Source organism: Microcystis sp. M31BS1, from assembly GCF_020245285.1.
Taxonomy (GTDB): Bacteria; Cyanobacteriota; Cyanobacteriia; order Cyanobacteriales; family Microcystaceae; genus Microcystis; species Microcystis panniformis.
This window is the reverse complement of the sequence record NZ_JADBVE010000340.1, coordinates 1-10693: the sequence shown is the minus strand read 5'-3', so window position 1 is coordinate 10693 and position 10693 is coordinate 1. Positions and strand designations below refer to the sequence as shown.

Sequence of the window (10693 nt, the reverse complement as noted above, 5' to 3'; positions counted from 1 at the left end):
TATCAAGGGGGATCCCCCCGCCTATCGGCACCCCCCTTATCAAGGGGGATCCCCCCGCCTATCGGCACCCCCCTTATCAAGGGGGGCAGGGGGGATCGAACCTAAAATCCATTTTTAATTTAATTATAACCAGCTACTTAACTAGATTTTTTTCCTGTGAATAATTGATAACTAGCTGAGGTTGTCGGCGCTAAGAAACAGATGAGAACATTGATAGATTCAGGGTCTAACTATTGACTAATACCTATTCTCGCACGGGGAATCAAGATTCCTTGACTCTCTTGGCTGCTAATGAGTTGAAGCCTTTGTCACTTTACTGATAACCCTCAGACCGACTAACTGTATACTAGGCTATAAGATTTGCTTAAAAATCTTCAGACCATGCCGAACTATTGACAGTACAGCGATCGCCAAATATGAATCAAGGCATAGATTTACAAGAAAGTTTCATTAAATCCCTAACAGACTTGGGATTAAGTGGAGGACTGGCTAAAGCGATTTGGATGCCTTTACCCATGTTCCTGATGATTATAGCCGCCACGGTGGGGGTTTTAGTGTGCGTCTGGTTAGAAAGAAAAATTTCCGCCGCCGTCCAACAGCGTATCGGGCCCGAATACGCAGGACCCTTGGGCGTTTTACAACCAGTCGCCGACGGTCTGAAATTAGTCTTTAAAGAAGATGTCGTCCCCGCTAAGGCCGACCCTTGGTTATTCCTCTTCGGGCCAATTTTGGTGGTGATGCCGGTGTTTGTCTCCTATCTCATCGTCCCCTTCGGCCAAAATCTGCTGATTACTGACCTAAACGTAGGTATCTTTTTATGGATTTCCTTGTCCAGTATTGCCCCCATTGGTTTATTAATGGCGGGTTATGCCTCGAATAATAAGTATTCCTTGCTGGGAGGCCTGCGGGCGGCGGCGCAATCGATTAGTTATGAAATTCCTTTGGCTTTATCGGTATTAGCGATCGCGATGATGTCTAATAGTCTCAGTACCATTGATATTGTCGAACAACAATCCGGTTATGGCATTTTAGGCTGGAATATCTGGCGCCAACCGGTGGGTTTTCTGATTTTCTGGATTGCCGCTTTAGCTGAGTGTGAACGTCTGCCTTTCGATTTACCGGAAGCGGAGGAGGAATTAGTCGCCGGTTATCAAACCGAATACGCGGGGATGAAATTCGCTCTCTTTTATGTGGGTTCCTACGTTAACCTCGTGCTGTCAGCCCTAGTTTTCGCGGTCCTCTATCTTGGCGGTTGGGAATTTCCTATCCCCGTCAATGCTTTGGCCGGCTGGTTGGGAGTGAGTGAAACCAATCCCTGGCTACAAATTATCACCGCTTCCCTAGGGATTACGATGACAGTATTAAAAGCCTATTTCCTCATCTTCATCGCCATTCTCTTGCGTTGGACTGTACCCCGGGTTCGCATTGACCAATTACTCGATTTAGGCTGGAAATTCCTCTTACCGGTATCTTTAGTTAACCTACTACTTACCGCCGCCCTAAAACTAGCTTTTCCCTTTGCTTTTGGCGGTTAATTCCCGTTTTTGCCCTGTTAACCTACTACCCCTCTGACCATCATGTTTAACATCCTCAAACAAGTCAGCGATTACGCCAAAGGTAGCATTCAAGCGGCGAAATACATCGGCGAAGGTTTATCCGTTACCTTCGACCATATGCGTCGTCGTCCGATTACCGTTCAGTATCCCTACGAAAAGTTAATTCCCTCGGAACGTTATCGGGGTAGAATTCACTTTGAGTTCGATAAATGTATCGCTTGTGAAGTTTGTGTGCGAGTTTGTCCGATTAATTTACCAGTAGTGGATTGGACTTTTAACAAGGAAATTAAAAAGAAAGAACTCAAACACTACAGTATCGATTTTGGGGTCTGTATTTTCTGCGGTAATTGTGTAGAATACTGTCCGACTAATTGCCTATCGATGACCGAAGAATACGAACTAGCGACCTATGATCGTCATGAATTAAACTATGATAACGTCGCCCTAGGCCGTTTACCCTACAAAGTCACCCAAGACCCGATGGTAACACCTCTGAGGGAATTAGGTTATCTACCTAAAGGTGTCATCGAACCCCACGATTTACCCGTCGGTAGTCAACGCGCCGGTAAACGTCCAGAAGAAATTACCGATTAATTAGCAGTTAGCTATCAGCCGTCACGGTTTTTAGGTAGGAGAATTGCCAGATTCTGTCTTTTGCCTCTTGCCTGTTGCCTCTTGCCTTCAGAAGCTGATAACTAATAATTAATAACTCTCAAACATAAAAGGAGATGAAACTACTGTGAATTTAGCCGAGGGCGTTCAAATAGTATCTTTTGGCATTTTAGCAGCCCTAGTAATCGGGACAGCTTTAGGCGTGGTACTATTGTCTAATATCGTTTATTCCGCCTTTTTATTGGGCGGTGTTTTTATCAGCATTTCTGGTTTATATCTCTTACTAAATGCTGACTTTGTAGCGGCGGCACAAATTCTAATTTATGTGGGTGCGATTAACGTTTTAATTCTCTTTGCCATTATGCTTGTTAATAAGCAAGAGGACTTTTCTGATATTCCTAAACGTTGGATCCGTCAGGCATCTACTGCCTTAGTTTGTGTTGGTTTATTTGTGCTGTTATCGACCATGGTTTTAATCACACCTTGGTCAATTTCTAGCACTTCTCCCGCCGTAGTAACTAATACTTTAGTAGAAATCGGTAAGCATTTCTTTAGTGATTTCCTGCTACCCTTTGAATTAGCTTCCGTGCTGTTATTAATGGCCATGGTCGGAGCAATTATTTTAGCTCGTCGTGACCTTATCCCCACCCTAAAAGCTGAAGAACCTACGGCCACAGCTTTAACATTACCCGAACGACCTAGAGAATTAACCGCCCCTAAATAAGACCCAAAAAAGAGGTATCATGCAGATTCAGTTAGAGTATTATTTGTTATTAGCGGCGGCCTTATTTTGTATCGGAATTTATGGTTTAGTCACCAGTCGCAATGCCGTCCGGGTTTTAATGTCGATCGAATTGATGCTCAATTCTGTTAACATTAACTTAATGGGTTTTTCCAACTATCTTGACCCCGCTAATATCCGAGGCCAAATTTTTACTATTTTCGTGATTACCGTAGCGGCAGCCGAAGCAGCCGTGGGTTTAGCGATTATCCTGACTATCTATCGTAACCGCGACACGATCGATATGGAACAGTTTAATCTGCTCAAATGGTAAGCTTTTAAATATTTACCCCCCCTCTCTCCCTTTTCTGGGGAGAGTTTTTTTTGGCCAGTTTTCCCTGTTAACGGGGATAAATCTCGGTGACAACTCGATCGGGGGAACTACTGGTAACAACAATGTTATTATCTTCTAAAGTTCCGATCGCTTTATCGCCGGTGAGATTAAATTTTGGTTCCTGTTGTTCATAGATAATATTCCCCTCGGCCTCGACAATTTTTTCCGACATTTTCCAAGTTAAGATCTGACTATACAATTGCGCCCCAGTTTTCTGATTAATCCCCTTAACTCCATCCTTGAGATAAGCGATGCGATTGCCTAATTCCACCACCACACGATTACCAGTAATAGTGATTTGATCTTGATATTGAAAAATTTCCGTGGGGCGATCGGAAGTTAGGGTACGATTTTGATAGTTCCAAATTGCCTGAGAACCAGAAATCTGTAAAGGTGGTTCTAAAGAGCGATATTCGAGGTTTTCTTGCAGGATAACCTGATTATTTTTTCTTTCCCAACGACCGCCGATAGCAGTCAGGCGATCGATAATAGTTTTACTAATATAGCGATCAAAAGCGACTTTTTGATCGGTACTAATGACTTGTTGAGGAATTTCCCAGTACAGGCGCTCGGTTTGCAGGACGACACGGGATTCCTTGGCGGTAGCCACCACTTGACCTTGTAATTCTAGTTTTTCTTGGCGCGTGTCGTAGCGTCCTTGGCGGGCCTTAGCTTCTAGTTGTAGATGACTACCTTTGATCCCTTTGGGGGAGATTAAAACACCTTCCTTGGGTAGCCAACGCAATTCCGGCGCGTTAATAATGGCCTTATTGCGGGGATCCACAGCCACAATATTATCTTTGAGGAGAATTTCCTGGCCTTCCTTATAGACTTCACCGCGGTCAGCACTAACCTGTAAAACTACTTTCCCATCTTGATAGATATTACCCTTGATATTTTCCAGACGGGCGATTTTTTGGTCTTGGGTGTAGGTAGCTTTTTTGACCTGAATTTTCCAGAGGGGTTGTCCGGAGGGGTTAGCCTGTTCTAACGTGGCATTATTGAGAATTAAGCGGCCAGTTTCCTCGATTTTAGGCGATTCTGTCGGCGAAATTGTCGGCGGATCCGGAGGTTGACAGGCTGTTAATCCCAGCAAACCGATTAGAAGGGCAGCCCCGCGCCCAATTGATAGTTTAAATTGTAACCGCTGCCTCAATTTCGATCGCTCCGCTGCTAAGTAGGTAGGCGTTAAAAATTATCAGATGCCCCCCTTATCAAGGGGGATCCCCCCGCCTATCGGCACCCCCCTTATCAAGGGGGGCAGGGGGGATCGAACCTAAAATCCATTTTTAATTTAATTATAACCAGCGACTTATTTTCTCTCCTCCCAGTGTAGGGTAAGGGGTCGCCCCTTGACCGGTTGAAAGTAGTTTACTCGCTAGTTTTGCTAGGAAAAACCCCCGGTTGTACGGTGAGAGTTTGTTGTTTACCCCTGCGGTTAATCTCGATTTCCAGATTACCACCGATCGCACTGGTTTCTACACCTTGCTGCACATCGGCGGCGGTTTTGACGGGGTTTCCTGCCACAGTTTCGATGATATCACCCGCTTGCATTCCGGCTTTTTGAGCGGGGGAATTTTCCACCACTCGCAGGACGATTACCCCTTCATTTTGGTCAATATTAAAGTTTAATTCTTTAGTTTCGTTCAATTGCTGCCGTAATTCTGGGTTTAGCGTCACCATGTGGATACCGATGTAGGGATGTTCCGCTTTACCCTTGCTAGATAGCTGTCCCGCCACTTTTTGGGCGGTTTCGATGGGAATAGCAAACCCTAAACCCTGGGCATCGGCCCGAATTGCCGTATTAATGCCGATAACTTCCCCCTTGGCGTTTAGCAACGGGCCGCCGGAATTGCCGGGGTTAATAGCGGCATCGGTTTGAATAAAACGAACCCGTTTATCGGGAACCCCCACTTCGCTGCTAGTCCGGCCCAAGGCGCTAATAATGCCCACCGTAACCGTATTATCTAAGCCTAGGGGATTGCCAATAGCGATCGCCCACTCCCCGGGGATTAAAGTTTCGGCCTTGCCAAAAGTCACCGTCGGTAAATTTTTCGCCTCGATTTTCACCAGGGCCACATCGGTCATATTGTCAACCCCCAGGACTTTACCTTGATGAGTTTGACCGTTTTTCAAAGTCACTTTTACTTGGGTTGTCCCTTCCACCACATGGGCATTAGTTAAAAGTAGTCCATCTGTACTAACAATAAACCCGGAACCGGTTCCCCGTTCCAAATGCTCCCTGGGAATCGGCACTTCATTACCAAAAAAGCGCCGAAAAAAGGGCTGTTTAAATTCTTCGGGAATTTGGTCGGCCACTTCCCGGGCCGAGTCAATCCGCACCACCGCCGGCCCGACTTTCTGCACGGCCTGGGCGATAAAATTAACATTACCGTCGGTTTGGGGAATAACAGGGAGAGAGAGGGAAGCGGGGAGGATTGCCGGCGGTTTATTTACCTCTAGGGGCTCTTTTCTGCTTAAATACTGATTTCCTAGCACACCCACAGTACCGCCTAGGGCGATTAATCCCAGTGAAATCCCCAATCTTGTCAATAAACCCATAAGCTCTAGCCCTAAAATGTCGTGTGCGGTAGAATCGGCCCCAAACTTACCTATATTATAGGCTGTCTTTTTTGTCGGTAGGGAAGAATCAATGGGAACTTAACCCGTTTACCGGTATTCTTTTAGCGGTAAAATCACGAAACAGCTATGAGAATCTCAGTTCATGCAATTGTTTGATCGCATCCGTTTAGGGATAGCCGTAGCGGTGGCTAAAACCGTTACTGCTGTGGTTAAAGGACTCCGTTTAGGGGCTGCCAGCGTCTTGCCGGGGGAAATTGCCCGTCGTCTCCATCCCCGTTTGTTACCCCTACTTTGTGGGCAAGTCCGAGGGGGGGTAATCTTGGTGGTTGGCACGAATGGAAAAACTACCACTTCCCTACTCCTAAGAACTATTCTAGAGCGTCAAGGGGCAAAAGTCACCCATAATACCACCGGGGCGAATTTAATTAATGGTTTAATCACTGCTTTATTAGCCGATGCCAATTTATTCGGCACTTTAAAGGCTGATTATGCCATTTTAGAAGTGGATGAAAATATTCTCCCTTTGGTTTTAAAAGATTGTCGTCCTCGCGCTATTTTAGCTCTAAATTTGTTTCGCGATCAACTCGATCGCTATGGGGAAGTAGATACGATTAGTCGCCGTTGGCAAGGGGCCATATCTCCCCTACCCACCAATACTTTAGTGATTCTCAATGCTGATGATCCAACTCTTTCCCATTTGGGTCAACAACTGCCCCAAAGAGTTGTATATTTTGGCTTAAGTGAGCCGGAATTGTATCTAGAAGAAATTCCCCACGCTGTCGATTCTATTTACTGTCCTAAATGTGGTGCTTCTTTGGATTATCGCGGGGTTTATCTCTCCCATTTAGGGGATTTTAGTTGTCCTAGTTGTGGCTTTAAAAAGAGTAATCCTGCTTTTCATAGTCACGATTGGCCGCAGATTTTAATCGGTGTTTATAATAAATATAATACTTTAGCAGCGGGTTTAGTAGCCCAGGAATTGGGGATTAAAGATCGAGAAATTTTTGAGACAGTTCAGGGTTTTAAAGCGGCTTTTGGTCGAGCGGAAGAATTAGAAATTGAGGGTAAAAAAGTTAGAATTTTACTGTCCAAAAATCCCGTGGGTATGAATGAAACAATTCGCACGGTGGCTGATATTTTACAGAAAGAAAAGTCTTCTACTACTCTCTTAGTTCTCAATGATCGCATCCCCGATGGTACGGATGTTTCTTGGATTTGGGATGTGGATACGGAAAAATTAACCCGTTTGGGAACAACTTTAGTGGTAACAGGCGATCGACTTTATGATATGGCTTTACGCTTACAATATAGTCAGGATAGTCTCGCTTATCCAGTTAATTTAATTGTTGAATCTGATCTAAAAAAAGCGATCCAAATTGCCCTTAATAACACCAAAAATGAGGAAACTTTACATATTTTACCCACCTATTCTGCTATGTTAGAAGTACGAGAGATTCTCACGGGACGAAAGATTTTGTAGAAATTAGAAAAGAGTGAAGATTGGTGTTAGGTGTTGGTGTGGTCACTGCGTACGCGTTGCGGGGGGTTTTAGGGTGTTAGGGTTTTAGGGTTTTAGTTGAAATTCCCCACTTCCCCACTTCCCCACTTCCCCATTCCCCCATTTCCCCATTTCCCCATTTCCCCATTCCCCCATTTCCCCTAAGAAATTATGCAAGAACTAGAACTAAAAATCGGCTGGTTATATCCGACCTTAATGAGTACCTACGGCGATCGAGGTAATGTTATTACTATCCAAAGAAGATGTCAATGGCGTGATATTCCTGTGACAATTATTCCCCTAGATGCTCAAACAGAAGCAGAGACATTTTATCAAGTAGATATAATTGTTGGAGGTGGGGCGCAGGATCGGCAACAGGAGATCGTTATGCGGGATTTACAGGGGAAAAAAGCAGCGGCGATGAAAGAACAATTATCGGCAGGAATACCGGGAGTTTTTACCTGTGGTTCCCCACAATTATTAGGGCATTATTACGAACCAGCTTTCGGTCAAAGAATCGAAGGATTGGGATTATTAGACCTAGTAAGTAAACATCCAGGACCCAATGCGAAACGCTGTATCGGTAACGTGGTTTTTGAAATTACGGCCTCTCCCTTAGCGGAGGAAATTAAAGCTATGACTGGGGAAAAACCGCTAGTAATTGGCTTTGAAAATCACGGGGGTCGTACCTATTTACAGACCGTTTCTCCCTTGGCAAAGGTGATTACCGGTTACGGAAATAACGGAGAGGACGGTTATGAAGGAGCATTTTACCACAATGCGATCGCTACCTATGCCCACGGTCCCTTACTACCCAAAAATCCCTTTTTAGCCGATTGGTTAATCAAAAAAGCTTTAGAACAAAAGTATCAAAAACCGATTTTTTTAACAAAACTTGATGATTCTCTGGCCCTGAAAGCAAGATTTGCCATGTTTGAACGACTAGAACTAACCGGCGTGACCAATAAAGCCTAAACTGGTCATATACACTTATGGCAGGAGATAGTCAAACTAGCCATTAAGAATTTTAATTGTGGCAGCTTATGAAATTATGACTGGAAAAATTATCGATCGTCAAACGGCGGGGTTTCTCGTCCTCATCATTCCCCTAGCGGTGCTAATCATCCTTGTTTTTACCGCTTGGCCATTGATCCTACTTGTCTTCTTCTTAACTCTGGCAGTCAAGGTGTGGCAAGACTATCGCTGGTCAAAATTATCGACGGTGATTAACCCCTATTTCAATCAACTTTTACAGGACAATCAAGGTTGTCTCACCCCGATTGACCTATCGGCAAAAGCCAATCTCACGGCCAAATTAGCCAGACAATTTTTAGACAAAAAAGCTGAGGAATTTGGAGCGCAAAAAAAAGCTGTAGGCGATAAAGGTATGGCCTATTACTTTATCACTGCCAGTACCTTGGGTAGTATTTTTGATGAGAGTGACTCCTCTTTAGAAGAAATAGGGGAAAAACAAATTCCTGCGATTACTGCCTCGAGATCTCCCCTGACCAATTTAGAGCAATCCCAGGAGGCTAAATCCTCTCTGATTGTCGCCGAGAAAAGCGAAAATTCTGTCTCGGAGGTTCCTGTTATTTCCTCCTCCCAACCTCTGACTAATTTAGGTAAATTATTTGAGGAAAAAGAGGAAGAAAATACCGCAGCTATCTCTGTTCAAGAAACGGTAATTCAAGAACCGGAGGAGATAATTAATCCTAGTTTGAACAGTCCTGATAGTTCTTTATCCCAATCAGAATCAGAAGTTAAGGAAGAATCTCTAACCTCTGATTCTGAAACCATCTCATCAATGAGTTTGGCGGATTTGGCTAAACGTTTAGGAGTTACCCCAGCCGTTTTGGGTAGAAACAAGAAAAATAAATCCGAAACAGAATTTGCCGATTGGAGTCGCATCAGAGATCCCGATGGTATTGCTTGGAAATTTGACGCAAAAAACTCCCTATTTGTGGCCAACTGATCGGTAATTTGTTTGGTTTTCTAGACAGGCTCAATGCCTGTCTTTTTTGGCTCTACGTCCGACCCTCGATCCCTATAGATGGTTACTTCAGGTTGCTTCAGGCTCTTGGAAATCATCACCGACCACAAATCTTGCGGTTGTATCAGTAACAGGATAGGTTTTAACGTAAATGAGACAACCTGTTGTTGAGGAAGGGCTGTAGGGGCAATTGGGGGGGTATCTTAGCCAACTGCCTACTGGATAACTACCTAACTCATCACTCCAGGTACCTTCAATGACAAAGATTTCTTTAATCTCAGTTTCGACAACATTCACCAACTGAGTGTTGGGCAGCCAACGCTCGATCCAGACTTTTTCTGAGAAATCTGCTTGCTCGTAGAGGTGTTGAACCTTAATGTCAGGCACTATACCTGCTTGCCAAGAGCCATTAAAAATGTTGGTTCTCACTTGTTGGCGAGTTTTACCACCATGTTGCCGCAATTTAACAAAAGTCAGGCATCCTTCCTCACTATAGGGGCGATGGATAAAGCCTTCGGGGTTAAGCATATAAGTACCCGGTGGATGCACCCCTGTTTCATCTGCAAAATTGCCTTCAAGCACCAAAATCTCTTCACCACCGGGATGTCCATGCAGCGGAAAAAAACCACCCGGATAGAATCGAGTCAGCATTGTTACTGGATGATCCTGGATTTCATGGTCAGACTCGAAACAGCCAAACCAAATTCCAGTAAAGTTTGTCTGAAACCAAGTTAATGATGTGGGAAGCACAGATACGCGGCTTAGTAAGTTTTCGTGAACTTTTTGGGGTTTCCACAGAGATTGAGCAGTCATCTTTCCTGAATTTTATTTTTTTGCGTCGAAAAATTATTTGGTATTATTCTTCTACCTAAGAATACTATGTAAGCAGTTATGCCTTCAAGTTTCCGAATTCATCTACTCTCATTAATAACTTCGGGACGGGAAATAGGCGGAACTCGATCGCGATGGCTTTTTAGTCCAGCTAACGGCTGAGTTATGCCGTGCTTCTCATCGACAAGAAGGTGATCGTCTTAATTCTTAAGCATAGCCGACAATCTCATGGAATGAACACTAGGATCGTTTCATTCTCTCAAATCCTTATCTGTAACGTTTTTAGTCGATTTATCGGAATAAGTAGGGTCTGCTGAAAAAGTTTTTCCTGGGGGTAGGAGTCAGGAGTCAGGAGTCAGGAGTCAGGAGTCTGACTGACGGACACAAGTGGGTCAAAACCTGACAAGACAAGGGTTGCCAAAAAGAAAAATATCTGGGTAGATAGGGAAAAAGCAAGAATCCCTACAAGATGAAAACCGAGAACAGAATCTTCTCCCAAGTTTATTCC

General features: G+C 44.3%; 10 protein-coding genes. 7 read left to right on the top strand and 3 right to left on the bottom strand.

Going from position 1 to position 10693, the window contains the following annotated elements:
- Nucleotides 1-416: 416 nt before the first annotated feature.
- The 4 genes from nuoH (at nucleotide 417) to nuoK (ending at nucleotide 3223) form a co-directional block, all read left to right on the top strand.
- Nucleotides 417-1535 (top strand): NADH-quinone oxidoreductase subunit NuoH, encoded by a 1119-nt coding sequence (gene nuoH / locus IM509_RS19235; protein ID WP_002734266.1) that lies wholly within the window; start codon nucleotides 417-419, stop codon nucleotides 1533-1535.
- A gap of 42 nt (nucleotides 1536-1577) precedes the next feature.
- Nucleotides 1578-2150 carry an NAD(P)H-quinone oxidoreductase subunit I gene (gene ndhI / locus IM509_RS19230; protein ID WP_002741201.1) on the top strand — a complete coding sequence of 191 codons (573 nt, stop codon included), beginning with the start codon at nucleotides 1578-1580 and terminating at the stop codon, nucleotides 2148-2150.
- A 145-nt stretch (nucleotides 2151-2295) separates the two neighbouring features.
- Nucleotides 2296-2892: an NADH-quinone oxidoreductase subunit J gene (locus IM509_RS19225; protein ID WP_002734810.1), complete on the top strand. Its 597-nt coding sequence runs from the start codon at nucleotides 2296-2298 to the stop codon at nucleotides 2890-2892.
- Between the two features lie 25 nt (nucleotides 2893-2917).
- Entirely contained in the window at nucleotides 2918-3223 is a 306-nt protein-coding gene (gene nuoK, locus IM509_RS19220; RefSeq protein WP_197533180.1) for an NADH-quinone oxidoreductase subunit NuoK, read from the top strand.
- 67 nt (nucleotides 3224-3290) lie between these two features.
- Here nuoK and lptC read toward each other — a convergent pair whose 3' ends face one another.
- Together lptC and IM509_RS19210 are read right to left on the bottom strand one after the other, a co-directional pair.
- Complete coding sequence (gene lptC / locus IM509_RS19215) at nucleotides 3291-4439, bottom strand: LPS export ABC transporter periplasmic protein LptC (protein ID WP_072927122.1); 1149 nt, start codon at nucleotides 4437-4439, stop codon at nucleotides 3291-3293.
- Between the two features lie 215 nt (nucleotides 4440-4654).
- Nucleotides 4655-5845 carry an HhoA/HhoB/HtrA family serine endopeptidase gene (locus IM509_RS19210; RefSeq protein WP_185237577.1) on the bottom strand — a complete coding sequence of 397 codons (1191 nt, stop codon included), beginning with the start codon at nucleotides 5843-5845 and terminating at the stop codon, nucleotides 4655-4657.
- 163 nt (nucleotides 5846-6008) lie between these two features.
- Between IM509_RS19210 and IM509_RS19205 the strand changes: the two genes are divergently transcribed.
- The 3 genes from IM509_RS19205 (at nucleotide 6009) to IM509_RS19195 (ending at nucleotide 9336) form a co-directional block, all read left to right on the top strand.
- Nucleotides 6009-7346 (top strand): Mur ligase family protein, encoded by a 1338-nt coding sequence (locus IM509_RS19205; protein ID WP_052275377.1) that lies wholly within the window; start codon nucleotides 6009-6011, stop codon nucleotides 7344-7346.
- A 189-nt stretch (nucleotides 7347-7535) separates the two neighbouring features.
- Nucleotides 7536-8339 (top strand): type 1 glutamine amidotransferase, encoded by an 804-nt coding sequence (locus tag IM509_RS19200; RefSeq protein ID WP_072927118.1) that lies wholly within the window; start codon nucleotides 7536-7538, stop codon nucleotides 8337-8339.
- A gap of 76 nt (nucleotides 8340-8415) precedes the next feature.
- A complete protein-coding gene (locus IM509_RS19195) occupies nucleotides 8416-9336 on the top strand; it encodes a hypothetical protein (protein ID WP_072927125.1) in 921 nt (306 codons plus the stop codon).
- 87 nt (nucleotides 9337-9423) lie between these two features.
- On the opposite strand, the gene IM509_RS19190 is transcribed toward IM509_RS19195, so the two are convergent.
- Entirely contained in the window at nucleotides 9424-10167 is a 744-nt protein-coding gene (locus IM509_RS19190) for a cupin domain-containing protein (protein ID WP_002762116.1), read from the bottom strand.
- Between the last annotated feature and the right edge of the window lie 526 nt (nucleotides 10168-10693).

What these genes read in the sequence shown, in the direction of transcription:
- IM509_RS19195 (WP_072927125.1), top strand. Translation starts at nt 8,416, where the DNA reads ATGACTGGAAAAATTATCGATCGTCAAACGGCGGGGTTTCTCGTCCTC.
- IM509_RS19210 (WP_185237577.1), bottom strand. Translation starts at nt 5,845, where the DNA reads ATGGGTTTATTGACAAGATTGGGGATTTCACTGGGATTAATCGCCCTA.
- nuoH (WP_002734266.1), top strand. Translation starts at nt 417, where the DNA reads ATGAATCAAGGCATAGATTTACAAGAAAGTTTCATTAAATCCCTAACA.
- IM509_RS19200 (WP_072927118.1), top strand. Translation starts at nt 7,536, where the DNA reads ATGCAAGAACTAGAACTAAAAATCGGCTGGTTATATCCGACCTTAATG.
- IM509_RS19190 (WP_002762116.1), bottom strand. Translation starts at nt 10,167, where the DNA reads ATGACTGCTCAATCTCTGTGGAAACCCCAAAAAGTTCACGAAAACTTA.
- ndhI (WP_002741201.1), top strand. Translation starts at nt 1,578, where the DNA reads ATGTTTAACATCCTCAAACAAGTCAGCGATTACGCCAAAGGTAGCATT.
- IM509_RS19205 (WP_052275377.1), top strand. Translation starts at nt 6,009, where the DNA reads ATGCAATTGTTTGATCGCATCCGTTTAGGGATAGCCGTAGCGGTGGCT.